Source organism: Bacillus halotolerans, from assembly GCF_001517105.1.
Lineage (GTDB): Bacteria > Bacillota > Bacilli > Bacillales > Bacillaceae > Bacillus > Bacillus halotolerans.
Window position 1 is genome coordinate 598,622 of the sequence record NZ_LPVF01000009.1, and the last position, 24,756, is coordinate 623,377.

At 45.9% G+C, this 24,756-nt stretch carries 18 protein-coding genes, 21 tRNA genes and 1 pseudogene; 4 read left to right on the top strand and 36 right to left on the bottom strand.

Annotation, left to right across the window (positions count from 1 at the left end; genetic code table 11):
• The first annotated feature begins 15 nt into the window (after window positions 1-15).
• A complete protein-coding gene (locus AU387_RS10665; RefSeq protein ID WP_024122596.1) occupies window positions 16-1,059 on the top strand; it encodes a cytochrome d ubiquinol oxidase subunit II in 1,044 nt (347 codons plus the stop codon).
• Between the two features lie 53 nt (window positions 1,060-1,112).
• Complete coding sequence (locus AU387_RS20575) at window positions 1,113-1,271, top strand: DUF1540 domain-containing protein (RefSeq protein ID WP_010331596.1); 159 nt, start codon at window positions 1,113-1,115, stop codon at window positions 1,269-1,271.
• A gap of 22 nt (window positions 1,272-1,293) precedes the next feature.
• On the opposite strand, the gene AU387_RS10670 is transcribed toward AU387_RS20575, so the two are convergent.
• The 10 genes from AU387_RS10670 to AU387_RS10715 form a co-directional block, all read right to left on the bottom strand.
• Window positions 1,294-2,181 (bottom strand): metal ABC transporter permease, encoded by an 888-nt coding sequence (locus tag AU387_RS10670; protein WP_059335643.1) that lies wholly within the window; start codon window positions 2,179-2,181, stop codon window positions 1,294-1,296.
• A complete protein-coding gene (locus tag AU387_RS10675) occupies window positions 2,171-3,478 on the bottom strand; it encodes a metal ABC transporter permease (protein ID WP_059335667.1) in 1,308 nt (435 codons plus the stop codon). The genes AU387_RS10670 and AU387_RS10675 overlap by 11 nt, the downstream gene beginning before the upstream one ends.
• 5 nt (window positions 3,479-3,483) lie before the next feature.
• Window positions 3,484-4,236, bottom strand: coding sequence for a metal ABC transporter ATP-binding protein (locus AU387_RS10680; RefSeq protein WP_059335644.1), 753 nt, complete (start codon window positions 4,234-4,236; stop codon window positions 3,484-3,486).
• A gap of 18 nt (window positions 4,237-4,254) precedes the next feature.
• Complete coding sequence (locus AU387_RS10685) at window positions 4,255-5,178, bottom strand: metal ABC transporter solute-binding protein, Zn/Mn family (RefSeq protein WP_059335645.1); 924 nt, start codon at window positions 5,176-5,178, stop codon at window positions 4,255-4,257.
• Between the two features lie 275 nt (window positions 5,179-5,453).
• Window positions 5,454-6,569 carry an o-succinylbenzoate synthase gene (gene menC, locus AU387_RS10690; RefSeq protein WP_059335646.1) on the bottom strand — a complete coding sequence of 372 codons (1,116 nt, stop codon included), beginning with the start codon at window positions 6,567-6,569 and terminating at the stop codon, window positions 5,454-5,456.
• Window positions 6,566-8,026, bottom strand: a complete 1,461-nt coding sequence (locus AU387_RS10695) for an o-succinylbenzoate--CoA ligase (protein ID WP_044153665.1) — start codon at window positions 8,024-8,026, stop codon at window positions 6,566-6,568. The genes menC and AU387_RS10695 overlap by 4 nt, the downstream gene beginning before the upstream one ends.
• Window positions 8,027-8,117: 91 nt before the next feature.
• A complete protein-coding gene (gene menB / locus AU387_RS10700) occupies window positions 8,118-8,936 on the bottom strand; it encodes a 1,4-dihydroxy-2-naphthoyl-CoA synthase (protein ID WP_010331603.1) in 819 nt (272 codons plus the stop codon).
• Window positions 8,937-8,970: 34 nt separating this feature from the next.
• A complete protein-coding gene (menH, locus tag AU387_RS10705) occupies window positions 8,971-9,795 on the bottom strand; it encodes a 2-succinyl-6-hydroxy-2,4-cyclohexadiene-1-carboxylate synthase (RefSeq protein WP_059335647.1) in 825 nt (274 codons plus the stop codon).
• Complete coding sequence (menD, locus tag AU387_RS10710) at window positions 9,783-11,525, bottom strand: 2-succinyl-5-enolpyruvyl-6-hydroxy-3-cyclohexene-1-carboxylic-acid synthase (RefSeq protein WP_059335648.1); 1,743 nt, start codon at window positions 11,523-11,525, stop codon at window positions 9,783-9,785. Before menD ends, menH begins: the two co-directional genes overlap by 13 nt.
• Complete coding sequence (locus AU387_RS10715; RefSeq protein WP_059335649.1) at window positions 11,522-12,937, bottom strand: isochorismate synthase; 1,416 nt, start codon at window positions 12,935-12,937, stop codon at window positions 11,522-11,524. The genes menD and AU387_RS10715 overlap by 4 nt, the downstream gene beginning before the upstream one ends.
• A gap of 291 nt (window positions 12,938-13,228) precedes the next feature.
• Here AU387_RS10715 and AU387_RS10720 point away from each other — a divergent pair, with 291 nt between their 5' ends.
• Both AU387_RS10720 and AU387_RS10725 read left to right on the top strand, forming a co-directional pair.
• Entirely contained in the window at window positions 13,229-13,948 is a 720-nt protein-coding gene (locus AU387_RS10720) for a yteA family sporulation protein (protein WP_059335650.1), read from the top strand.
• A gap of 153 nt (window positions 13,949-14,101) precedes the next feature.
• On the top strand, window positions 14,102-14,569 hold the full coding sequence (locus AU387_RS10725) for a TspO/MBR family protein (RefSeq protein ID WP_059335651.1): 468 nt from the start codon (window positions 14,102-14,104) through the stop codon (window positions 14,567-14,569).
• A gap of 30 nt (window positions 14,570-14,599) precedes the next feature.
• On the opposite strand, the gene glgP is transcribed toward AU387_RS10725, so the two are convergent.
• The 26 genes and pseudogenes from glgP to AU387_RS10855 form a co-directional block, all read right to left on the bottom strand.
• On the bottom strand, window positions 14,600-16,996 hold the full coding sequence (glgP, locus tag AU387_RS10730) for a glycogen phosphorylase GlgP (RefSeq protein WP_059335652.1): 2,397 nt from the start codon (window positions 16,994-16,996) through the stop codon (window positions 14,600-14,602).
• Window positions 16,983-18,437, bottom strand: a complete 1,455-nt coding sequence (glgA, locus tag AU387_RS10735) for a glycogen synthase GlgA (RefSeq protein WP_059335653.1) — start codon at window positions 18,435-18,437, stop codon at window positions 16,983-16,985. The genes glgP and glgA overlap by 14 nt, the downstream gene beginning before the upstream one ends.
• A pseudogene (glgD, locus tag AU387_RS10740) lies at window positions 18,434-19,464 on the bottom strand (glucose-1-phosphate adenylyltransferase subunit GlgD). The gene glgA and the pseudogene glgD overlap by 4 nt, the downstream one beginning before the upstream one ends.
• Window positions 19,465-19,488: 24 nt before the next feature.
• Window positions 19,489-20,631, bottom strand: coding sequence for a glucose-1-phosphate adenylyltransferase (locus AU387_RS10745; protein ID WP_059291768.1), 1,143 nt, complete (start codon window positions 20,629-20,631; stop codon window positions 19,489-19,491).
• Window positions 20,628-22,511 carry a 1,4-alpha-glucan branching enzyme gene (glgB, locus tag AU387_RS10750; RefSeq protein ID WP_059335654.1) on the bottom strand — a complete coding sequence of 628 codons (1,884 nt, stop codon included), beginning with the start codon at window positions 22,509-22,511 and terminating at the stop codon, window positions 20,628-20,630. Before glgB ends, AU387_RS10745 begins: the two co-directional genes overlap by 4 nt.
• Window positions 22,512-22,748: 237 nt before the next feature.
• Window positions 22,749-22,820 (bottom strand) — tRNA-Glu (locus tag AU387_RS10755).
• Between the two features lie 4 nt (window positions 22,821-22,824).
• Window positions 22,825-22,915: transfer RNA gene (locus AU387_RS10760), tRNA-Ser, on the bottom strand.
• A gap of 3 nt (window positions 22,916-22,918) precedes the next feature.
• A tRNA-Asn gene (locus AU387_RS10765) sits at window positions 22,919-22,993 on the bottom strand.
• A 17-nt stretch (window positions 22,994-23,010) separates the two neighbouring features.
• Window positions 23,011-23,087, bottom strand: a tRNA-Ile gene (locus tag AU387_RS10770).
• Between the two features lie 15 nt (window positions 23,088-23,102).
• A tRNA-Gly gene (locus tag AU387_RS10775) sits at window positions 23,103-23,176 on the bottom strand.
• Between the two features lie 9 nt (window positions 23,177-23,185).
• Window positions 23,186-23,261 (bottom strand) — tRNA-His (locus AU387_RS10780).
• Between the two features lie 23 nt (window positions 23,262-23,284).
• A tRNA-Phe gene (locus tag AU387_RS10785) sits at window positions 23,285-23,360 on the bottom strand.
• Window positions 23,361-23,372: 12 nt separating this feature from the next.
• Window positions 23,373-23,449 (bottom strand) — tRNA-Asp (locus AU387_RS10790).
• A 50-nt stretch (window positions 23,450-23,499) separates the two neighbouring features.
• Window positions 23,500-23,576, bottom strand: a tRNA-Met gene (locus AU387_RS10795).
• A gap of 33 nt (window positions 23,577-23,609) precedes the next feature.
• Window positions 23,610-23,702, bottom strand: a tRNA-Ser gene (locus AU387_RS10800).
• A 6-nt stretch (window positions 23,703-23,708) separates the two neighbouring features.
• Window positions 23,709-23,785 (bottom strand) — tRNA-Ile (locus tag AU387_RS10805).
• 2 nt (window positions 23,786-23,787) lie between these two features.
• Window positions 23,788-23,864: transfer RNA gene (locus AU387_RS10810), tRNA-Met, on the bottom strand.
• A gap of 21 nt (window positions 23,865-23,885) precedes the next feature.
• Window positions 23,886-23,958: transfer RNA gene (locus AU387_RS10815), tRNA-Ala, on the bottom strand.
• Window positions 23,959-23,963: 5 nt separating this feature from the next.
• Window positions 23,964-24,040, bottom strand: a tRNA-Pro gene (locus tag AU387_RS10820).
• A 15-nt stretch (window positions 24,041-24,055) separates the two neighbouring features.
• Window positions 24,056-24,132, bottom strand: a tRNA-Arg gene (locus tag AU387_RS10825).
• A gap of 9 nt (window positions 24,133-24,141) precedes the next feature.
• Window positions 24,142-24,227, bottom strand: a tRNA-Leu gene (locus AU387_RS10830).
• A 14-nt stretch (window positions 24,228-24,241) separates the two neighbouring features.
• Window positions 24,242-24,316: transfer RNA gene (locus tag AU387_RS10835), tRNA-Gly, on the bottom strand.
• A gap of 5 nt (window positions 24,317-24,321) precedes the next feature.
• Window positions 24,322-24,408: transfer RNA gene (locus AU387_RS10840), tRNA-Leu, on the bottom strand.
• A 14-nt stretch (window positions 24,409-24,422) separates the two neighbouring features.
• A tRNA-Lys gene (locus tag AU387_RS10845) sits at window positions 24,423-24,498 on the bottom strand.
• A 37-nt stretch (window positions 24,499-24,535) separates the two neighbouring features.
• A tRNA-Thr gene (locus AU387_RS10850) sits at window positions 24,536-24,611 on the bottom strand.
• Window positions 24,612-24,642: 31 nt separating this feature from the next.
• A tRNA-Val gene (locus AU387_RS10855) sits at window positions 24,643-24,718 on the bottom strand.
• Window positions 24,719-24,756 lie beyond the last annotated feature (38 nt).

Here is a 24,756-nt window from a genome sequence, read left to right on the forward strand (position 1 = left end):
AAGGAAGATCGACAAATGGACATTTCAACTGACGCTCTGATCGCCATCTCAATTATTTGGGGTTTTGTGTTTATTTACGCCGTCATGGCCACAATGGATTTCGGAGCGGGATTTTGGTCTATGATCTATTTAAACAAGGAGCATATGAAGGCGACTGATATCGCAAACCGCTTTCTGTCGCCGACTTGGGAGGTCACTAACGTCTTTATCGTGGCCATCGTCGTTGCGCTTTTCAGCTTTTTTCCAGGTGCGACGTTTGTGCTCGGAACTGTTTTATTAATTCCCGGCAGCATTATTTTATTGCTTTTAGCAATCCGAAGCGGATTTCTCGTTTTTTCAAACACAGCGAAGGAAAGGAAATTGCTCAGATATATTTCCGGCATCTCCGGTTTTATTATTCCCGCTGTTCTGATTTTGGTTCTCCCGGTGACACACGGTGGATTTATCGAAAACACAGACGGCGTATACAGCTTGAATATGTCTACCATTTTGACAAGCCCAAACGCCTATTCATTTATAGGGTTTGCGATTTTAAGCACTTTATTTTTATCCTCCCTGCTGCTGGCGGATGTTTCGAATGTGGCTGAGGAACAGGATGCCTATACGGCGTACAGAAAAAGCGCCTTAATCACCGGCCCGATTTCGCTCCTATTTGCCGTATGCATTATGCTTACGATGCGGAATGAAGCAAACTGGCTTTATACTGGAATGATGAATGATTTTTCCTGGATTATTGCGTCGTTTATTACATTCATCATCGCAGGCATAGCACTTTTTCTGCCTAACAAAAGCTTCGGCAAAAAGATAGGGAAACCCAGACTGGCGCTTGTCGCGATTGCGATACAGTATTTCCTGGCAAGCTACGCGTACGGCCGCGCCCACCTCCCTTATATGATTTATCCTGACGTGACGATCATGTCCGGTTTCACCGAGCCCGCCACGTTCAGAGCGCTGTTTATGACATATATCGTTGCATTCATTATCCTGTTCCCAGGCTTCTACTTCTTCTGGAAGCTGTTTATGAAAGATAAACGGTATATCCGCCAGCAGGAAGAATAGGGCCCAAGCCCTCCGGCTATACTAAGCTTGAACCTTTATAAGGAGGGGATGGCATGGACCAGAAAATCCTATGCGAGGTCAACAACTGTTCTTATTGGGACAAAGGCAACAGATGCACAGCCGATGCCATTTATGTTGTCAGCCATACTGGCGAGACTGCCGAAAACAGCCGGGAAACAGACTGCAAAACGTTTAAACCGCAAGATTTGTAAAAATCAAAAGAAAGAGCTGGCATCAAACAGCTCTTTCTTTTTCTGTTTTGAGCGTTCTTATCTTTTTCGTCATCACTCCGTTTGACGGCGAAAATAAAAAGGCACCTGCATAAAAAACTCCTGTCATTGCCGCCATCGCTCCGGAGATGGAAACATTGAGCCATGTTGCGCAGATATAGCCCAATAGAGCTGACAGCCCTCCGATGGCCGCGCTGATAATCAGCATATAAAGCAGCCGGTCCGTTAATAGATGGGCGGCAGCAGGCGGAACAATCAGCATCGCCACAACCAATATGGCGCCGACCGAATCAAAGGAGGCAACGGTCGTAAGCGACAGCATCCCCATCTGGAGGTAATGAATCAGCATGACCGGTATTCCGATGGCCAAAGCCATTTGCGGATCAAACGAAGAAATTTTGAACTCCTTATAGCACACACTGACCATCGTTATATTGAAAAGCAGCACAACAACCAGCATCCAAAACGCTTTTGGCCCGATGTCCACTCCGAATACCGTGATCGTATTCCATGGCACAAAAGCGATTTCTCCCATCAATGAATGTTCAATATCGAGATGGACATTCGCTCCATATACTGATAACAAAATGACACCAACTGCAAATAAGGAGGTAAAAACAACGCCTATGGCGGCATCTGATTGAACCCCTTTGCTGTGAAGAAGCTGTACCAAAAATGCCGTTAACAGTCCCGACACGGCTGCACCGATGAACATAGGAATCCCGTCAAGGCTTTTTGTCACAAGAAAAGCACCAATAATTCCAAGCAAAACAGTATGGCTGATGGCATCGGCCAGCATTGCCATTCTCCTTAATACAAGAAATGTTCCGATCAACGCACAGCTGACACCGACTAGTATGCCCGTCACTATAATCCACGCTTCAAAGCTCATTGGCAATCTTCCCCTTCTCGATTTCAGGGTATGGCTGACGGAGCACAGGCATCCTGCCATGCAGCTTCAAAAGTGAAAGAAGCCTATCTCTTGTAGCCTCCGGCAATCGGTCCGGCACAAAATCATCCTGATCCACACCTGCTTTTTCCATATCCATTTCATGCATGAGGTACATTTCATACATCCGATATTTTAAAGCCGTCAGATAACCTTTTTCTATCCCAGCCTGAGTCACTTTCCAAACCCCGTTTTCAATCCGTGCAACGCACCTCTCTTTTTCCAAATTATTCAAAACTTTATGACATGATGAAGGTGAAAGCCGCCTTTTCTTTCGTATACTTTCCTCCGTTACATATATTTCCTTATGTTCATACTGCTCAAAAATCGTCAAAAGCACCTGCTCCCGGTTTGTTTTTCTACGCAGCCTTATTAATCTTATCCCTTTAGCAGCCAGTCCCCGCTTAGGTGCACAAATCATCGAAAAAAGAAAAATGATCGTTGCCGATAAAATCATCAAAGGCCCCGTCGCCATGCCCTCCATTGTTGTACTCAGCAATGTTCCGGACACGCCGCTGATCCCGCCTGTCATCCCGGCAATCAGGATCATGCCCGTTAAACGCTCGGTCCAATATCTTGCGGCAATCGCGGCTGTAATGAGCATAGCTGCCATTAAGATGACACCTACAGTTTGAAGCCCTATCACAACAGCGCAGACAATAAGACAGGCCAAAAGTCCGTTTAAAAAACGTACCGGCAATCCCAATCCCTTTGCAAATGCGATATCAAAGGTGATAATTTTAAATTCCTTAAAAAAGACAGTACAAAGCAGCAATAAAACGGCGGATACTCCCGCAATTAGAATGATATCCTGTCTGACTAATGAAGCAGCCTGGCCGAACAGAAAGGTATCAAGTCCGCTTTGGCTTCCCGACCCCAGCTGCTGAATATATGTCAGCAGTATAATACCGACGCCAAAGAACACAGAGAGAACGATCCCGATTGCCGAGTCCTCTTTTGTTTTTGACAGCCGCGGTATCAGCTGAATCAGCCATGTTCCGAGAAGCCCTGCAAGCGCTGCGCCGAGCAAAAAGAAAGGGAGTGATTTTTCTCCGGTGAACAGAAAAGCGAGACACACACCCGGCAGGGCAGAATGGGCCATCGCATCTCCGATTAAACTTTGTTTTCTAAGCAGCACAAAGCTCCCTAACACGCCGCTTGCTGCACCGAGCAAAAGCGTCCCGGCCAACACCCACTGTGTATTCGGATGCTGGAGCTGCAGCCACAAACTTTCTATCAATGCGCTCACCCCTTATTACCTTCTGCCAGCACTTTATCTTTCAGAAATGTCAGCCTTCCTCCATACGTTTTTTGAAGGTTTTCAATCGTAAATACTTTCTCCGCCGGTCCGAAGGCGATTTTCCTTAAATGAGGCAGCAATATCCAATCGAAATAGTCTTCGGCGGTTTGCAGGTCATGGTGGACGACAAGTACGGTTTTGCCCTTCTCCTTAAGCTCCGCCAAAAGAGTCATGATTGCCCGCTCCGTCGCTGCATCCACGCCGGCAAACGGTTCATCCATAAAGTAAATGTCAGCGTCCTGACAGAGTGCCCGGGCAAGGAATACCCGCTGCTGCTGGCCCCCTGACAGCTGGCTGATCTGCCTGTTCGCATAATCGAGCATGCCAACTTTTTCCAAAGCCGCTTCAGCCATTTCCGCGTCTGCCTTTTTCGGTCTTTTCAGCAAGCCGATTCGGCCGTACCTTCCCATCAGCACGACATCCAGAGCGCTGGTAGGAAAATCCCAATCAACCGAACCTCGCTGCGGCACATATCCGATTCTTGTCCGCTGTTGTTTATAAGTTTCGCCGTAAATGGAGATGTCTCCTGAGGCACGGGGCACAAGACCGAGAATCGTTTTGATCAAAGTGGACTTTCCAGCGCCGTTCGGGCCGATAATACCGATTAATTTCCCCTCCGGCACCTGCAGCGAAATCTCTTGCAGAACGGGCTTTTTATCATAAGCGACTGTGACATTTTCCAGCTCAACAGGAAACATTTCTTTCACCTCTATTCCTTATTTAAGCGCTTCGGTAATCGTGTTGATATTATGGCGGAACATGCCTTCGTATGTGCCTTCTTTTGTCCCCTTTTCACCCATTGCATCCGAATAGAGCTGACCGCCGATTGACACCGAATGGCCTTTTTCTTTAGCCCCTTCCACCACGGCATTAATTGATTTTTCAGACACGCTGCTTTCTACAAAAACAGCCTTAATTTGTTTTTCTGCCAAAAGCTCAACCAGGTCCTGTACATCCTTTAAACCATAATCTGAATCTGTGCTGAGACCCTGCAGGCCTTCTACTTTAAATCCATACTCTTTCCCAAAATACGCAAACGCATCATGAGCGGTTACAAGCACACGGCTTTTCTCCGAAATGTTCGCAACCTCCTGACGAGCCCATTTATCTAAATATTGCAAATTATCTTTGTACTCTTGTGCGTTTTTCTTAAAGTCATCCGCATGCTCAGGCATCGCTTTGCTGAATTGCTCTTCGATTTCATCAATTGCGTAAATCCATAATGGGATGCTGAACCAGACGTGAGGATCATACATCTTCCCTTTTCCCGCAGACATAAGCTTGCTTTTCGGAATCGCTTCGGCAACCGCCGCCGCTTGTTTTTGTTCACCGATTTTACGGAGAATGTCTTCCATCTTCCCTTCGAGATGCAAGCCGCTGTACAGCACAACGTCTGCTGATGTCAATTTTCTCGTATCACCTTGTGACGCTTTGTAAAGGTGCGGGTCTACTCCCGGTCCCATTAAAGAAGTGACCTTCACATGCTTTCCGCCGATTTTTTCAGCCGCGTCCGCAATTTGGGATGTCGTTGCCGTCACTTGCAGCCGCTGATCAGAGTTTTTACCGGAAGACTCTGATCCACAGCCCGTTAAAGCAAGGCATGCAAGGATCAATGCCGCTATCCTTCCTCGTTTTTTCATTTGTTTCCTCCTCTTTGTCATCGATGTCCTGTTGTTTTATCTTATGTTGTATTTTCTTAGACATGTGACATTTAATTAGACAAAAGCACGTTTTGTTTATATAGGACAAAAAGTTTCCTTAGTGCAAAATTATCGCGTTTGTCCATTTCTGTCAAGATATTTTCGCATAAAAAAACCGGCTGGTTCAGCAGCCGGTCAAACGAGAAGGGATGTATTCAACGCTTTTACTCTAACAGCACACTCACATTCTCTCAAATTGATAAAATGCCTTTTTCTCATCCATGCTGTGTGAAAACATCCATTTTGGTCACATATTTTCGCATGATTTCCTGATTTACTTCAACCCCTAAACCAGGCTGTTTCGACACAGAAATAAATCCGTTATCGATACGGATATCAGGGGTCACGATATCCTCATCCCAATACCTTGAAGATGACGAAATATCGCCCGGTATCGTAAATTGAGGCAAGGAAGCCAGCGCCACGTTTTGCGCTCTTGAAATGCCAGTCTCCAGCATTCCTCCGCACCAAACCGGCATATTGTGCTCCTTGCACAGATCATGGATTTTCAGAGCTTCCGTCAATCCGCCGACACGAGAAGGCTTGATATTAATTACTTTGCAGCTTCCCAGCTCAATCGCCCGTCTCGCGTCATCAGCTGAGCAAATGCTTTCGTCAAGGCAAATCGCCGTTTTCATATGCTTCTGCAAGTGGCGGTGATCAACAATATCATCAGCTTGGAGCGGCTGTTCAATCATCATTAAATGATATTCGTCAAGCTCCTTTAAGCGGCTGATATCCTTGAGTTCATAAGAGGAATTCGCATCAGCCATAAGCGGGATGCCAGGGAATCGGGTGCGGATAGCTTTTACCAATTCCACATCTTGTCCTGGCTGAATTTTAATTTTTATTCTTTGATAGCCTTCTTTTTGATAAGCCTCAATTTCTTTCAGCATATCCTCAAGAGGCGCTAGGCTGACAACGACTCCGGCAGGGACTTTGTCTCTTGTCCCTCCTAATGCCTCCGCAAGAGAAATCCCCTTCTTTTTTGCATAAATATCCCAAACAGCCGATTCAAGCCCCGCTTTTGCCATCCTGTTACCTTTATAGCGCGCCAAGCTGTCCGGCACTTCGGAAGGGTGGTTGAATTCACGTCCGACGACATTAGGAATAAAAAAATCCTTCAGCATATGCAGACAAGTGCCAATCGTTTCCTCGGTGTACCACGGTGAGGAGAATGCAGACACTTCTCCCCATCCTGTAACTCCGGATATATCGATGGCTTCCACGATCAAAAATTTGCGCTCCTGAAGCGTCTCAATACTGTTTTTGAACGGTTTTTTTAGATTCATGCTCAAATGATAAAGCGTAATTTTTTCTATTTCGATCATAACAGTTCTCCTTTACGCGCATCCTTCAGCTGATTTCGCAATAGCTTATTCGACGCATTGCGCGGCAGGCGGTCTAATACAAAGAATTTTGCCGGAACTTTATATTTCGCCAATCGTTCTTTGCAAAAAACGGTCAGTTCTTCAGCGCTGACAGGCTGATGGAGCACAAGATAAGCATGGGGCACTTTTCCCCATTTTATGTCCTCCGCGCCTGAAACGCCGGCTTCTGCAACAGCCGGATGAGAAAGCAGCACAGACTCCACTTCAGCGGGATAAATATTTTCTCCGCCTGAAATGATAAGATCTGATCGCCTGTCTAATACATATAAAAACCCTTCACTGTCCAAATAACCGAGATCGCCTGTTTTCAGCCAGCCATTTTGAAAGGATGCTTTATTTGCGCTTTCCCGGTTGAAATAGCTTTTCATCACATTCGGGCCTTTCACCATAATTTCACCGTGTTCAAACGGCTCACACGCTTTTCCGTCCCGCTCAATTTTGATTTCGCATGAAAACAGCGGTTTTCCTGCTGATCCGAGCTTTTCCATACTGAATTCCGGCGAGAGAGTAACGATTTGTGAGCATGTCTCCGTCATTCCGTATGATTGAAAGACGGGGAAGCCTTTCTCTCGGCATTCTTCCAGCAAAGGAAGCGGCGCAGGACCTCCGCCGAGCAGGATGCATCTGAGGGATGACGGGCAGTAGCTTATTTCTGCCAAAAGACTTGCCAGCATTGTCTGAACCGCAGAAATAATCGTAACTTGATGCCTGTCGATAGAATCCAATACATCACTTACGGAAAAACGCTGGTGAAGCACGACCGTCATTCCGTAAATCACAGATTTAAATAATGCGGAGAGTCCGCTGATATGAAAGAGCGGCAGCGTGATAAGCCAGCGGTCTTGTTCTGTTATACCCAAATTAAGAGCAGAAGACACCGCACTGAAATAATGATTTCCAAACGTTTGCTGAACTCCCTTGGGCTTGCCGGTTGTCCCGGAGGTATACATAAGAGTCGCCGTTGCATCCATTTGCATGTATGGCTCAATTTCAATATCCTGTGCATCTTCTTTTACCAGTTCATCCACATTAATGGTTTCAATCATATGCTCATAATCCTGCATATCAAAACTTTCATCCGTCAATAAAAAGCGGGCGCCGGAATCCTCCAGCTGGAACAGCCTTTCATGTTTAGACAGCTTTGTATTCAGCAGCACCGCTTTTACGCCGAGCAAAAAGCACGCGTGTACGGCATATACCATCTCCGCCCGGTTTCCGAGCAGAAGAGCCGCGGTGTCCCCTTTTCGAAAAGAATGAGCGGAAAGCTGGGACGCCATTCGTTTGGATGCGGCAAATAATTCAGCAAATGTCACGGTTTGATCTCCATAAATGAGAGCGATTCTCTCAGGTGTTAGCTGTGCCCGTTGCAGGAGCCAGTTGGGCTGTTCTGTCAGCATGTCATCATCTCCGAGGTAAAATTACTTTATTGAAAAGAAAACAGCTTGGACCGCAATGGCTCAAGCTGTTCGTTTCATACGTATCTGCTGATCACGGAAAACGCGGGAATTGACCGAAATCCGGTTTGCGTTTTTCCTTAAAGGAATCACGGCCTTCTTTTGCTTCATCAGTTGTATAGTAAAGAAGGGTTGCATCCCCTGCAAACTGCTGAATTCCAGCAAGTCCGTCTGTGTCCGCGTTAAACGCAGCTTTAAGAAAACGAAGTGCGGTCGGGCTTTTCTCAAGCATTTCTTCACACCATTTAATCGTTTCTTCTTCAAGCTGTTCCAAAGGAACAACTGTGTTGACAAGTCCCATATCCAGCGCTTCCTGCGCGTTGTACTGACGGCACAGGTACCAGATTTCACGAGCTTTTTTATGTCCTACGATTCGAGCCAGGTAGCCTGAACCGTAACCTGCGTCAAAGCTTCCCACTTTAGGGCCGGTTTGTCCGAAAATCGCATTGTCGGCAGCGATTGTCAAGTCACATACGATGTGAAGCACGTGTCCTCCGCCGATCGCATATCCGGATACCATCGCAACAACAGGTTTCGGAATGACGCGAATTAAACGCTGAAGATCCAGGACGTTTAAACGCGGAATTTGATCGTCGCCTACATAACCGCCGTGCCCGCGCACTTTTTGGTCTCCTCCAGAACAAAACGCTTTGTCTCCGGCACCGGCAAGCACGATAACGCCGATGTTTTGATCATCTCTCGCGCGAGCAAATGCATCAATCATTTCAGCAACCGTCTTAGGGGTAAACGCATTATGTACCTCAGGGCGGTTGATAGTTATTTTTGCAATACCATTATACGTTTCATACAGTATTTCATCGTATGTACGTTCAGTTTTCCATTCTACAGCCATGATATGACCTCCTCTATTTTTCCATATGAACGAGTTATAAGTTTGTTAAATACTCACTCACTATTTTACCAAAAAAACGCGGCTGTTCCACATGCACTGTATGGCCTGCTTCAGGAACAATCTCTATTCTACTAGATGGAAGCTTCTTATGCACCTCTTGATTAATGGCGCAAAACTTTTCATCCCATTCTCCGCAGATGAGAAGCACAGGCGCCGCAATATCTTTTAACCGGCTCCACCAGGAAGGCTGTGAACCGGTGCCCATACCGATTAAACTGTTGGCCAGTCCAATGTTATTGTTTCTCAGACGGCCCGACCGTATCCTTTGCCGAACGTCTTCAGCAAGCCGCTGCTGCGTCGAAAACAAAGGGATACCTTCCCAATAGTCGACAAAGGCTTTGATCCCGTCACGCAAAATAAAATCGGCAAGCTTCCGATCCCGCAAGATTCGTTCTTTCCGTTCCCCGAGGGTTTTAAGGCCGGGCGTCGTGCTTTCGAGCACAAGCGCTGATATCCGTTCGGGGTATGTCATGGCAAAGGAATATGCAAGCCTTCCCCCCATAGAATAACCAATAAGTTTCACTTTGTGAAGTTTTAAATGATCAAATATTTCGGCAAGGTCTGAAACTTGCCGGCTCGTGCTATATCTTTTTCCATTCAACGGGGCATCACTTTCTCCGTGCCCTAAGCAATCAATTTTGATGACACGAGAATCAGGCAGCAACTGGTCCAGAAAGGCCCAGGATTGTTTGCTGCCGGTAAACCCGTGCAGACAGACTATGGCATCAGAAGCATTCGGCCGATCATCTGTCACAGCATAGCGGACGCCGTCTGCAACAGTTATGCTTACAGTTCCCATTGTTTTTTCACTTCCCGCACAGCCTCATTCAGCATATCACGATGAAGCTGAACTCTTGATTGGCGATCAGTTTTGATTTCTATAATGTGAAGGCCGGGCTTATCAGCCTGCGGTGCGTATGATGCTTTAAATTCATCCCACGAAGCCGGGCATGAATACGTGCCCCCGTAAAGCTCAGCCGCATGCTTGAAATCGAGCCCGGTCGGCGTGCCGAACAAATCTTCAAAGTGTGTCTTTTCAGATGCCTGCGGCAAAAATGAAAAAATCCCTCCGCCATCATTGTTCACGAGGATCACAGTAAGCGGAATGCCCAGTTTTTTAGCCGCCAGCAGCCCGTTTAAATCATGATAAAAAGACAAATCCCCGATCACGAGGGTCACAGGTGCTTTTGTTCCTTCACAAACGCCCATGGCAGAAGAGACAACACCATCAATCCCATTTGCGCCACGGTTTGAATAGATACGGAAATTGCGGTCCTGATTTTCGAAAAACGTATCGACATCCCTGATTGGCATGCTGTTTCCGACAAACAGCGAGCTATTTTCGGGCACAAGATGCTGGAGGATTCGGTAGAGGTTGCCCTCAAATGAAACCTCTTCATTGCTGATCGTTTGCAAATGCTCACGGAAACGCTGGTTCACAATCTGCCATTTTTCCAGCCATTCCAAAGTTCGGTCCACTCCAGTATGTTCAGCCATGATCGCCTCGGCAAAACTAGACGGGCAGCAGTGAATCATATGTGCGCTTGCCTGTGTCGGGTCTCTCCAGCCGCCATCCTCATCAATCACAATCTGCTGAATGGCTGGGTCATCCTTCAGCCACAAGAAAACCGGCTTTGAAACAGGCATCGGTCCGAAACGGATCACGACATCAGGCCGCAGTGCTGACTTCAGCTCATCATCCTTCAAAAATGAGTCATACGCATCTATAACGGTGGTTTTATCATGGACGCCGTTCCGCAGGTTAGACAGCGGGTCAGCTAAAATTGGATAATGCAGCGCTTTTGACAGCTCCACAATTTTTTGCTGATCAGCATCACTGTGGAGTTCCCCGCAGACGATCATGCCTTTTTCGGCCTCTTTCAACATCATAGCCACGTCAGACAGAGAGTCCCGGTCCACGGATTGCGTACCCGTTTTCACTGACACGTGACGCCCAGTTCTCATTCTTTCAAACGGCTGATCAGAAAGGTCGGGCATCAGCGGCTCACGAAGAGGTACATTCACGTGCACAGGCCCCATTGGACGCTTTTGCGCTTCCCCGGCAGCACGGCCTGCGAGCGTTCGGATATATCTCAGCATATGCGGCGACTCTTCGGGAAGAGCAGAGTCTGTGAAAAACTTAACAAAGTTACCGAATAAGAAGTGCTGATTAATGGCCTGCGGTGCGCCTACTTCACGCAACTCGTGCGGCCGATCAGCAGTTAACACTATAATCGGTACTCTTGAATAATGGGCTTCAATCACAGCCGGATAAAAGTTGGCCGCGGCTGTTCCTGATGTGCAAATCAGAAGCACGGGACGCTGCTGTGCTTTTGCCAGCCCTAATGCAAAAAATCCGGCAGATCTTTCATCAATTTGGATATGGACGTTGATATCCGGATGCGCGGCAGCAAGAATTGCCAGCGGTGTAGATCTTGAGCCCGGACAAACGACAGCGTCCGTAATCCCGGAAAGGGCGAATTCATCAATAAAGCTTCCGATGTAATGAGTAATCGGGTTCACTGTCAACGTCTCTCACCTCCCAGTGCAGAGATCATCGGCTTTAACTTAATCTGTGTTTCTTCGTATTCCGATTGCGGTTCAGAGTCTTCCACAATGCCGCACCCGGCAAACAGGCGTGCTGTGCTGCCTTCAATCAGCCCTGAACGGATGGCAACAGCAAATTCCCCGTTATCCTGACTGTCAATCCAGCCGACAGGAGCCGCATACCAGCCGCGGGACATCGGTTCGATCTCTCTGATCACTTCTACAGCTTTTTTCTGAGGTGCTCCCCCAAGCGCCGGTGTGGGATGCAGTTTCTCAATTAAGTCAAAAAGCGAAGCAGACGCGTGAAGCTGTCCGACAATCGGCGTAAATAAGTGCTGGACGCTTTTCGTTTTGTACAATACAGGTTCGTCAGGCTTTTCAACGTCAGAACAGCTTGATACAAAAGCGTTATAAATCATGCCTACAACAATATCATGCTCCAGCAGATTTTTCTCATCGTTTAATAATTCAAGGCCGATGCGGCAGTCTTCTTCTTCATCGGAGCCGCGCTTTATGGAACCTGCCAGACAAGTAGACATGACAGTGTTGCCGTCTCTTTTGATCAGTCTTTCCGGGGATGCGCCGACAAAGGTTTTGCCTTCTTGTTCGATTGCAAAAACATAGCTTGTCTGCTGATCGGTCAAAAGCGTTTTAAGCACCGGTTCCATTTTGACCGGGCCGTCAAACGTGAGCAGCAGCTCTCTGGCAAGAACCACTTTATCATATTGATTCTCTTTAATCTGGCTTGTTGCCGTTTCGATTGCTTTCAGCCAATCAGACTTATCCAGCTCCTGAGATGCTGTCATCACAGCCTGATCTTCTTGATTTAAATCGGGGACCATAAATTCCGCTGCAAAAGCTTTTAAGCCTTCCAAAACAGCTTCTGCATCATCTTCTCCGCTGACCCATCTGTTGACTGTTAAAAACGAACCGTCAGCAGACATTGTCAGCATAAGCGAAGGCACAAAGAAATCCCCTTCCGAGAAATGGTCCCATTGAGTACCTCTTTCTTCGTAAGGGTCAAAGGAAAAGCCTCCGAATAAGACAGGTCCCACTGCAGAATGCTGCAGCTTTTCTTCTTCATAAATATGAAAAGCCGTCTTTTTAAAGCGCTCCCATTGTTCAAAAACCTCGCGATACCGCTCGTCGTTTTTTTGATTCGTCTGGAAAACAGCTTCTTTGCCAAGACCGACTATTGTCAATTCACTTTCAGGTTCTGACCAAAAAAATCGATTGCCTGTATATTTTTTTGCTCCGTAATTGAAAAATGATAGAGGGTCAAGAGACTCAATTTGTCTCGAATAGCTTATTAAGACAGCATGGTTGACTTCTTTGGCTTTATATAATGCATGTAGAACTTCCTTTCGGAACGTACGCTGCACCGTTGTCACCATGAGACATTCCTCCATAATTCTTAAAATGCTTTTAATACCATACACCTGTGTCTACATTGTGTCAAATACACAGATCATGCAGTCCAAATGGCCTGCCTTACCTATTATAAACCTAATTGCAGAAATGAAAAAGAAACAAACCTTAAATTTCTTTCTCCACTGATAGCAAAGCTTGTATCCGCTTACCATATAAGGAAAATCTCCTATATTCCTCCACAAGGGATTTATGAAAGTTCTCAGGCGATCTGTCCATACTAAAGGTATGCATTACAGAGAAACGAGGCGATCATATTGCTTACAAACGAACAGCTTCAGCATTTAAAAAAGGAACTTGAACAAACGAAAGAAGATATATTGAACCGCTTCAAAGACAATGACCATTTTCAGCTCAATTCCGCTTTTCCATATGATTCGTGGGGTGAGCTTTCTGCTTATGACAATCACCCAGGCGATCAGGCGACAGAGCTTTATGAACGCGAAAAAGACATTGCTCTTGATTTGCATGAACGGGAGCATCTCCGGGACATTGAGCATTCATTGAAGGCGATAGAAAACGGCACGTACGGGATTTGTGAGGTCAGCGGAAAGGAAATTCCTTATGAACGCCTAGAAGCGCTTCCGACTGCTACAACGCTTGCGGAATATTCATCACAGGATGTTGTTTCCAAAGACCGTCCGATCGAAGAAGAAACACCTTTCGGGCAATTTGAATTTGACGATGATGAAGAAATCAGAGCGCCTTACGACAGTGAAGATTCCTACCAGGACGTTGAAAAATACGGAAACTCGGAAACACCGCAGGACATGGAAAATCCGCCGCTCAGCTATGATGATATGACGATGAATGCCGAAGAAAATATCGGCAATACAGAATCATATGAGAATTTCATTGCCACAGATATTACCGGCAAAGAAATTACAGTGTATCCAAGCAGGGCGCATGAACGTTATGAGGAAGAGCTGGATGAAGAAGGCATCATGACGACGTTTGGCGATCTCCATGGAGATTGAACCCCCAGGCAAAGGGGGTTCTCTTTTGTGTTTTCATAAATGACCGCATTACAGCAGCTCTCTACATCATCTCCCCCGCATATCAGGAGTTTGATCTATCCAAGATAAAGGGTAAAGCTATATGTAAAATAAATACATACCGGAGGGAAATATATGAAAAAGATGATCGGCGCAATCGTGGTTTTTATCATTACATACGCACTGTTTTCAGCCGCAGACTATCTATTTCCGATCGACCAAAATTGGTATCATTCACTGAAAAAGCCAGACTGGACGCCAAGCGGGTCAACGATCGGCATCATCTGGGCCGTCCTGTTTGCGCTAATTTCTCTTTCAGCTGCCATTGTTTTTGCCAAATGTTCATTTAAAAAAGCCAAAAGCTTTTGGCTGGCGTTTTTGATCAATTATGTGCTTAATCAGGCATTCAGTTATTTTCAGTTTACGCAAAAGAATCTCCTTGCCGCATCCATTGACTGCCTGCTTGTCGCCATAACAGCGCTGGTTGTAATCATCATTGCAAAAGTATACAGCAGGGCCGCAAGCTGGCTTCTTGTGCCTTATTTTTTATGGAGTGCCTTTGCAACTGTCTTATCCTTTACGATCTATTCAATGAATCTTTGAACAAAAAAAGCCGCTCAAACAGCGGCTTTTTTACATCATCGGCTTAATTCTCCAAATGTGTTTCGCATATTCTTGAATCGTCCGGTCGCTTGAAAAATAACCTGAATGGGCAATGTTTAAAATCGAACGCTCTGACCATTTACGCCGATCTTGATAATCGGCTTGAATACGCTCCTGGGCATCCGCGTATGAACTGAAATCCTTCAATACAAAATACTCGTCATTATGCGGCAGCAGCGAATCATAGATGGATTCAAATTCATCGGCTTCACCTTCAAAAAAACCGTTGATCAGCTGATCCGCTATTTGCCTGATTCTGCGGTCATGCTGATAATACTCCCTTGATCTGTAGCCTCCGTTTTCCTGGTAGGAAAGAACGTCATCCGCTTTCAAACCAAATGTGTAAACACAATCAGCTCCGACCCGTTGCAGAATTTCAATATTCGCCCCGTCATGCGTGCCGATTGTCAGCGCGCCATTCATCATAAACTTCATATTTCCTGTACCGGACGCTTCCTTGCTTGCAGTCGAAATTTGTTCACTTACATCTGATGCCGGAAAAATCTGCTCTGCCATAGAGACCCTGTAATTTTCTAAAAAAACGACCTTGAGCAGCTGCCTCACCGCCGGGTCATAATTTACTTTCTCCGCAACGGAATGAATCAGTTTAATGATTTTCTTCGCGTAATGATAGCTTGGTGAAGCCTTTGCTCCGAAAATAAAGGTTTGCGGATAAATAGAAAATCCCGAATCCTCCTTCAGGCGGTTATACAAATACATAATATGAAGAACATTCAGCAGCTGCCGTTTATACGCATGAAGCCGTTTCACCTGTACATCAAATATGCTGTCCGGATTTACAGCCACTCCGGCCGTGCAAAAAATCAGATCAGCAAGCTCTTGCTTTTTTCTGCTTTTGTTGTTTTGGAACTGCTCAATAAAAGCGGGATCAGCAGCGTACGGTTCCAGCCGAATCAAGGATTCCGGCTGTTTTATCCATTCATCGCCTATCGCATCCGTTATCATCGCGGACAAGCCGGGATTGGCTTTTAACAGCCAGCGCCTATGGGCAATCCCATTTGTTTTATTGTTAAACCGATTCGGAAACATCAAATGAAAATGACGCATCTCCCGTTCCTTTAAAATGTCGGAATGAATTTTGGCAACTCCGTTTACACTGTAGCTTCCCACTATTGCGAGATGAGCCATTTTGACAACACCGTGCGCCGTAATCGCCATATCCTCTATCCTTTTCCAGTCATCGGGATACTTCTCCCAAACCGCTCTGCAAAACCTCTCATTAATCTCTTCAATAATCATATACATTCGCGGGAGCAACGGCTTAAATAAATGAATCGGCCATTTTTCAAGCGCTTCTGACAGTGTCGTATGATTCGTATAGGAAATTGTATGTACCGTGATATGCCAGGCATCTTCCCAGCTCATGTTTTCTTCATCAAGCAAAATCCGCATCAGTTCAGGCACAGCAAGTGCAGGGTGGGTGTCATTAATATGAATGCTTACTTTTTTATGCAGGCCATATAATGATTGATTCGTTTTGCGGTAATTGTTCACAATGCTTTTTAAACTTGCACATACTAAAAAATACTGCTGCTTCAGCCGTAATATCTTACCCTCGTCATGCGTGTCATCAGGGTATAAAAATTCAGTTACAGCTTCTGTTTCCCGTTTATAAGACAAAATATTGCCGCCGTGATAATGCGCATAAGGCTCGGCGTTCCAAAGTCTTAATGTGTTGACTGTGCCCGTATCGTATCCGATGATCGGGATATCATAAGGAACGGCGGTAATGATTGTTGCTTGCTCATGACGAAAATGCAGACGGCCGTTTTTTTCAGTCACATGCACCTCGCCCCAAAACGGCACGTCAACCGCTTGATCAGCATTTCTTACTTCCCACACATTCCCGTTTTTCAGCCATTGCTCAGGCAGCTCAACCTGATGCCCCTCAACAATTTTTTGTTCAAATAAGCCATGCTTATAGCGAATTCCCATCCCATGCCCAGGCAAGTTTAACGAAGCCAAGGAATCTAAGAAACAAGCTGCCAATCGCCCCAGACCGCCATTCCCAAGCCCTGCATCACTCTCCATATAAAGGATCTCGTCTAAACTGATGCCAATCTCTTTCAGACCCGCTTCCACTACATCCCGAATACCGAGATTCATTAAATTTTGTTCAAGAAGCTGTCCAAGAAGAAATTCAATCGACAAATAATATGTCTGCTTTCCGGAATTGGACCTGCTTCTTTCATTTGTCTGGATCCAATCAGCGCTGATGTACTCTCTGATCATATTGCCTAAGGTTTTATATTGATCAAGCCTGGAAGAGTCCTTAAAGCTTTTCCCGCACGTCATTTCCAGACGCTTTAAAAATAAGGCTGCAAAGCGTTCTTTACTCGAGAACATCCCGTCCACTCCTTGTCACATGCTCGAAAATGCGCTGATATTGTTTGGCTGATTGTTTCCAGCTGTAATCTGCATTCATTGCGGTCTTCATGATGCTCTTCCATACATCCTTTTGGCGATAAAACGACAGCGCCCTCTCGATCGTAAATTTCAGATCGTGAGCATTAAAGGCTGAGAACGTAAAACCGTTGCCTGTGCCCTCTTCCTCCCGGTAGGAACGGACAGTGTCATAGAGCCCGCCTGTTTCTCTGACAATCGGAATAGCGCCATATTGAAGCGCGATCATCTGCCCCAGACCGCACGGCTCAAATTTCGACGGCATCAGAAACAAATCCGAGCCCGCATAAATCTGATGGGCAAGCGGCTCATCAAACCCAATATACGCCCTGCATTTATCGTGAAATGCAAATTCAATGTAACGGAAGTAGTCCTCAAATTCCTGCTCCCCCGTACCGAGCACAATCAGCTGTATGTCTCTCTCCTCCAGCAGCTCGTGCATCATTCTCTTAACAAGATCAAGCCCCTTCTGTTTGGTCAGCCTTGTTACCATACTGATCAGCGGAATATCTTTTCGTTCCGGAAGGCCCATACGCCGCTGGAGCTTCGTTTTATTTTCTTCCTTTAAATCAAGACGTTCAGGGTCGTAATGCATCTCAATATACGGATCGCTCTCTGTCTGATAGAAAGAGTCATCAATACCGTTTAAGATCCCTGTTAAATCTTTTTCCCTATGCTGCAAAACTGGCTCAAGCTGCTCGCCGTAATACGGCGTTAAAATTTCATTTCTATAAGTCGGGCTCACCGTTGTTACATGATCAGCAGCGAGAATCCCTGCTTTCATAAAATTAACAAATCCATTGCATTCTAATCTTTCATAATGAAAATGACTCATGTCCAGACCGAGCAAGTCATGTGTCACCTCAGGCGGGAATATACCTTGAAACTGCAAGTTATGGATCGTGAGCACACTTTTCATCTGCTTATAAAAAGGGCGCTTACTGTATTCCTCTTTTAACAAGTAATTGACCATCGCTGTATGCCAGTCATGAGTATGAATGATATCGGCTTGAAAACTCACTGCTTCTGCCGCTTCCAGCACAGCTCTTGAAAAATAAGCAAACCGCTCCCCATCGTCAAAATGCCCGTACAGGGAATCCCTTGAGAAATAATATTTATTGTCGATAAAATAATAATTCACACCATCTTCAGCCAAATGGTCAATCCCGCAATATTGCTGACGCCAGCCAACAGCAACCGTACATTCAGCTGTTTTCTTCATACGCTTTTTCCAGGGATCAGGAATTTGACTGTATTTCGGCATGATCACCGCTACGTCGTTCCCTAGACGAGAAAGCACTTTGGGCAGCGCGCCGGCCACATCGGCCAGGCCCCCTGATTTTGCAAACGGGGTACATTCTGAGACAGCAAATAACACCTTCAAGAATTCATCAGCTCTCCTTGCACCAAACCTTTTTTTAACACGAGCGGCTGCTCCTTCGTTCCAGCAGCTTCAGTCGTATTGCCGATTTTGACATCTTTATCAGCAATCACCTGCTCCAGCAAACAATCCTCACCAATCTGTGTTTTTTGCATAATAATGCAGTTTTTCAGCTTCGTGCCTTTCCCAACATACACCGCCCTGAATAAGATGCAGTTTTCGACCTCCCCCTCAAGCACACAGCCGTTTGCCACTAAAGAATTTCTAACAGTGCTGTTCTTCCCGTATTTCGTTGGGGGCTCATCCTTCACTTTTGTATAAACCGGCTGCTGAGGCAAAAACACCTGCTGCCAAAAACGCGGCTGAATAAGCTCCATACTGTGGGTATAATACTTTTCTACAGAATCAATAACAGCTGCATACCCCGAATATTCATATGGGCAAATGGTCAATGCGGAGGCTTCCTTTTCAACAACCTCCTGAATGGTTCTGTATCCTTTTTCAATATGTCCGTAGATCAGATCCTTCAAGAGTTTAGAAGACATGATATAGATTTGCAGCGACTGACCGTCCTGAAAGACCTCGGTAATGTCACAGCCCGCCTCCTGATGTCTTTTCAGCACGTATTGAAATTGAATGTTGCATACAGTATGGCTGTTGGTGATGACGGCATATTGCTGTGTGCTTCTGTGAAAGTAATCAAGATGATCAGAAAACTGGCGAAATGAACCGAATTCATTATACTCATCATGCAAATGCGGTGACGGAAAAAAAAGAGGCCGTCCTTTTTTCGGTGCAAATCCCATTCCTTCCCTGCTCCAAGATGATCCATAAGAGACCGGTAGCGATATTTCGGAAAAATCGCCACACTCCTAATGTCCGCATTCACCATATTGGACAGCATAAAATCTATCAAACGGTATCTGCCAGCAAAAGGAATCGCACCAAGCGACCGTTGTGCGGTTAAATCCTGAAGAGAATGCTTATATGTGGTTTCATCTATAACACCTAACATTTGATTATTGATCAACTGATTCTGCCTCCTCTTCAGTAATTAAATCAATTCTTTCTCTACAAATTCCTCCGAAACAAGCAGCACCTCCTGAATGTCTTTTTCAGATTTAATCACTGCGCCATCCGGAAGCACTAAGCCCTTGGGCACGATAGCATTCTCAATCACGACATGCTCACCGATTGTCACATCCGGCATAATCACTGAACGCTTCACCGTTGCGTGCTTACCGACGGTGACACCTTGAAATAGAACGGAGTGAGACACATTCCCATAAACAACACACCCCTCATTCACAAGTGAGTCATGAACCTGCGCCTCAGGCGAAATAAATTGCGGAGGCTGATTTGGATTGACAGAGTAAATCTTCCAATTGCGTTCAAACAGCTTCAGCTCAGACTGGTCTTTCAGCAAATCCATATTGGCTTCCCATAAGCTCTGCACCGTGCCGACATCCTTCCAATATCCTTTAAACGGATAAGCGGAAAGCTTCTTTTTCTCCTCCAAAAGCAAAGGAATGATATCTTTGCCGAAGTCATGGCTCGAATACGGATTCCTGTCATCCATCTCAAGGTATTGCTTCAAGAGCGGCCAATTGAAAATATAAATACCCATGGATGCCAAATTGCTCTTTGGAAATTTAGGCTTTTCATCAAAATGTGTGATGATCCCGTCTTCATTTGTCTTCATGATGCCGAACCGGCTCGCTTCTTCCCATCCCACTTCAATCACGGAGATGGTCACATCCGCTTTCTTTTCAATATGAAAATCAAGCATTTTGCCGTAGTCCATTTTATAAATGTGATCGCCTGATAAGATCAGCACATACTCAGGATCGTACTGGTTCAGGTAATTGAGATTTTCATAAATTGCGCTAGCCGTCCCTTTATACCATTTCACTTCGGATGACTCGGCATAAGGAGGCAATACCGTAACGCCGCCATTGTGCCTGTCAAGGTCCCATGCACTCCCGATGCCAATATAGGAATTCAGCTCCAGCGGCTGATATTGCGTTAAGATGCCTACTGTGTCTATGCCTGAATTCGAGCAGTTGCTGAGCGTAAAATCAATAATCCTGTATTTTCCCCCAAAAGATACGGCCGGTTTTGCCATATGTTTTGTTAATCCGCTGAGACGGCTGCCCTTCCCGCCGGCAAGGAGCATAGCCACACATTGTTTTTTCATTCATTTATCTCTCCTCTTTTTTTCACCGCCCGCATAATTGAAATGCCATAAGGGGGGATTGTCATTGTGATATAGCACGGTTTATGATGAACAGCTCCAGGTTTGGCTGCCAACGGCTTTTTATTTAATTGACCTGAGCCCCCATATTTTTCATTGTCACTGTTCAACACTTCGATATATTGGGTAAGAAAGGGAACGCCAACATCGTATTGATGATAGACCGAGGGTGTAAAATTACATAAGATGATAAGCGCCTCACCGTGCCGTCTGCCATACCGAATAAAAGAAAAGATGGATTGCTCCTCATTGTGGACATCAATCCATTCAAATGACTGAGCACGATGGTCATTTTCATAAAGGATTTTGCTTTTTTGATAAAAGCGGAGAAGATCTTGAGTAAAAACACTTGCTTTTTGATGCATGGGGAAGGAGTTCAAAAACCAATCAAGCTGTTCTGTATCTTTCCATTCATCGAATTGAGCAAATTCCGATCCCATAAAAATGAGTTTTTTTCCGGGATGAGCCGTCATATAACCGAGTAAAAGCCGATATTGGGCAAATTTCTGCCAATAGTCGCCAGGCATTTTATGAAGAAGTGATTTTTTTCCATACACGACTTCATCATGAGAAAATGGCAATACAAAATGTTCACTAAACGCATAAAGCAAGGAAAAAGACACAAGCTGATGGCAGTGCCGCCTTTGTTCAGCAGGCGTCTCCATGTATTTCAGCACATCATTCATCCAGCCCATATTCCATTTAAAATGAAAGCCGAGTCCTCCTTCCTCAACAGAACCTGTTACTTGAGGCCATTCGGTGGAATCTTCCGCTATCATCATGACATGCGGATATGCCTCCCGCATTGTTTGATTTAGCTTTTTTAAAAATTCAACTGCATAGAGATTCGTATGGCGTTTATCCTGATTTGGCCAATACAGCATATTAGCCACGGCATCGACCCTAAAGCCATCTATATGATAGAATTCCGCCCAGTACAACGCATTAGAAATTAAAAAACTATGAACTTCCGGTTTTCCTAAATCAAAGTTAGCGGTGCCCCACAGCCAGTTCTCCCTGTCACGCTCTTCTTGATATTCGTAAAGCGGCGCTCCATCAAACATATAAAGCCCATGCGAATCTTTACAAAAATGTCCGGGGACCCAATCAAGTATGACGCCGATGTTTGCCTGATGGCATTCATCAACAAATCTCATCAAATCATGTGGCGTGCCAAATCGGCTTGTCGGGCTGTAATACCCCGTTGCTTGATAACCCCAAGAGCGATCATAAGGATGTTCATATAGGGGCAGCAGCTCGATATGGGTAAATCCCTGCTCTTTGATATAAGGAACAAGAGACTGGCCTAATTCTTCATAGGAGTAAAGCGTGCCATCGGGATGCTTCTTCCATGAACCAAGATGAAGCTCATAAATAAAAACCGGCTTTTCATATATTGCTTTAGCTTTCTGCTTCTTCTGCCACTTTTGATCATGCCAGCTGTACCCTGCAAGATCGTAAGTAAGAGACGCCGTATTCGGTCTTACTTCTGAATAAAAAGCATACGGGTCTGCCTTCAGCATGGTCTCTCCGCTATTTGTCACGATTTCATACTTATATCGTTCCTTGTCTTTCAAACCTGGAACAAATAACGTCCAAATGCCATGATCATTAACTTTTCGCATAACATGAAGCTCACCTGACCAGCTGTTAAAATCTCCAGCCACTCGAACTTCTGACGCATGAGGCGCCCACACACAAAATTCATACCCGCTTTGGCCATTCAGCTCGCGATAATGCGAGCCAAACAGCTGATAGCTTTTAAACAGACTGCCTTCGTGAAAAAGATAAACATCATGTGTTGTTGGGCTGGCAGCGGCCATGTAATCATCCTTTCTGACATCATAGTTTTCATTTATATTATTTATTCGTAGAAATAAAAAAAAGCCCTTTCTAGAAAGCGCTTATATTTATTGACATAAAACTTCATTTTCTGAAGAAAAACAAAAGATATGGCGTTTTTTGTTATAAATTTAATATAGAATAAAAAACAAAATCAGATGCATATCATATAGTTTTAGAGAACAAAAAAACCTTGCAGGATATGCAAGGTTTCAGGATGACCCGTACGGGATTCGAACCCGTGTTACCGCCGTGAAAGGGCGGTGTCTTAACCGCTTGACCAACGGGCCTTCATGGCGGAGAAGGAGGGATTTGAACCCTCGCGCCGCTTACACGACCTACACCCTTAGCAGGGGCGCCTCTTCAGCCACTTGAGTACTTCTCCATATGGCTCCACAGGCAGGATTCGAACCTGCGACCGATCGGTTAACAGCCGATAGCTCTACCACTGAGCTACTGTGGAACGTTAAAGTCATGGTATGGTGGGCCTGAATGGACTCGAACCATCGACCTCACGCTTATCAGGCGTGCGCTCTAACCAGCTGAGCTACAGGCCCATGACGATATAGAAATGGAGCGGGTGATGGGAATCGAACCCACGACATCAGCTTGGAAGGCTGAGGTTTTACCACTAAACTACACCCGCAATTTTATTTGGGGCGATTGATGGGAATCGAACCCACGAATGCCAGAGCCACAATCTGGTGCGTTAACCACTTCGCCACAACCGCCAAAATATATATATATTTGTAAATGGTGGCTCGGGACGGAATCGAACCGCCGACACACGGATTTTCAGTCCGTTGCTCTACCAACTGAGCTACCGAGCCTTATGATTTAAATGGCGGTCCGGACGGGACTCGAACCCGCGACCTCCTGCGTGACAGGCAGGCATTCTAACCAACTGAACTACCGGACCATTTTAATTAGTTGCACCCATCGGGCGCTTTTTAAAAAGATATATTTGTTTGGTTGCGGGGGCAGGATTTGAACCTGCGACCTTCGGGTTATGAGCCCGACGAGCTACCGAACTGCTCCACCCCGCGATGATAAAAGATGATAAAATGTAAGAATATATATGGCGGAGGAAGAGGGATTCGAACCCCCGCGGGCTTTGACACCCCTGTCGGTTTTCAAGACCGATCCCTTCAGCCAGACTTGGGTATTCCTCCGTATTGTGGTGGACCTTGTAGGACTCGAACCTACGACCGGACGGTTATGAGCCGTCTGCTCTAACCAACTGAGCTAAAGGTCCTTTGGTAGCGGCGGAGGGGATCGAACCCCCGACCTCACGGGTATGAACCGTACGCTCTAGCCAGCTGAGCTACACCGCCAAATCATATATTGAAATCAAGTGGAGCCTAGCGGGATCGAACCGCTGACCTCCTGCGTGCAAAGCAGGCGCTCTCCCAGCTGAGCTAAGGCCCCAAGAATGGTCGGGAAGACAGGATTCGAACCTGCGACCCCATGGTCCCAAACCATGTGCTCTACCAAGCTGAGCTACTTCCCGATTTCATGTAGATCATGGCGCGCCCGAGAGGAGTCGAACCCCTAACCTTTTGATCCGTAGTCAAACGCTCTATCCAATTGAGCTACGGGCGCAAATTATAATGCCGAGGGCCGGACTTGAACCGGCACGGTAGTCACCTACCGCAGGATTTTAAGTCCTGTGTGTCTGCCAATTCCACCACCCCGGCGTGGATGGTATAGTTGGAGCGGAAGACGGGATTCGAACCCGCGACCCCCACCTTGGCAAGGTGATGTTCTACCACTGAACTACTTCCGCAGAAATGGTGCGGATGAAGGGACTTGAACCCCCACGTCTGTAAAGACACTAGAGCCTGATTCTAGCGCGTCTGCCAATTCCGCCACATCCGCAACATATATATAAATGGTGAGCCATGAAGGACTCGAACCTTCGACCCTCTGATTAAAAGTCAGATGCTCTACCAACTGAGCTAATGGCTCTTCTTACAAGAGACTTGAATATTATATCATATAAAAGTGGTGCCGGCAAGAGGACTTGAACCCCCAACCTACTGATTACAAGTCAGTTGCTCTACCAATTGAGCTACACCGGCTCATATGTAAACATATTATGTATAGTAAGAATGGTGGAGGATGACGGGCTCGAACCGCCGACCCTCTGCTTGTAAGGCAGATGCTCTCCCAGCTGAGCTAATCCTCCATAATTGCACTAACGTGCAACTGCTTGGCGGCGTCCTA

Bases quoted from the DNA above. Each gene is read 5' to 3' on its own strand.
- AU387_RS10725 (WP_059335651.1), top strand. From the start codon at position 14,102: ATGAAAAAGATGATCGGCGCAATCGTGGTTTTTATCATTACATACGCA.
- AU387_RS10685 (WP_059335645.1), bottom strand. From the start codon at position 5,178: ATGAAAAAACGAGGAAGGATAGCGGCATTGATCCTTGCATGCCTTGCT.
- AU387_RS10680 (WP_059335644.1), bottom strand. From the start codon at position 4,236: ATGTTTCCTGTTGAGCTGGAAAATGTCACAGTCGCTTATGATAAAAAG.
- AU387_RS10745 (WP_059291768.1), bottom strand. From the start codon at position 20,631: ATGAAAAAACAATGTGTGGCTATGCTCCTTGCCGGCGGGAAGGGCAGC.
- glgP (WP_059335652.1), bottom strand. From the start codon at position 16,996: ATGTTCTCGAGTAAAGAACGCTTTGCAGCCTTATTTTTAAAGCGTCTG.
- AU387_RS20575 (WP_010331596.1), top strand. From the start codon at position 1,113: ATGGACCAGAAAATCCTATGCGAGGTCAACAACTGTTCTTATTGGGAC.
- menC (WP_059335646.1), bottom strand. From the start codon at position 6,569: ATGATCGAAATAGAAAAAATTACGCTTTATCATTTGAGCATGAATCTA.
- AU387_RS10665 (WP_024122596.1), top strand. From the start codon at position 16: ATGGACATTTCAACTGACGCTCTGATCGCCATCTCAATTATTTGGGGT.
- menH (WP_059335647.1), bottom strand. From the start codon at position 9,795: ATGGGAACTGTAAGCATAACTGTTGCAGACGGCGTCCGCTATGCTGTG.
- AU387_RS10715 (WP_059335649.1), bottom strand. From the start codon at position 12,937: ATGGTGACAACGGTGCAGCGTACGTTCCGAAAGGAAGTTCTACATGCA.
- AU387_RS10670 (WP_059335643.1), bottom strand. From the start codon at position 2,181: ATGAGCTTTGAAGCGTGGATTATAGTGACGGGCATACTAGTCGGTGTC.
- menB (WP_010331603.1), bottom strand. From the start codon at position 8,936: ATGGCTGTAGAATGGAAAACTGAACGTACATACGATGAAATACTGTAT.
- glgB (WP_059335654.1), bottom strand. From the start codon at position 22,511: ATGGCCGCTGCCAGCCCAACAACACATGATGTTTATCTTTTTCACGAA.
- AU387_RS10695 (WP_044153665.1), bottom strand. From the start codon at position 8,026: ATGCTGACAGAACAGCCCAACTGGCTCCTGCAACGGGCACAGCTAACA.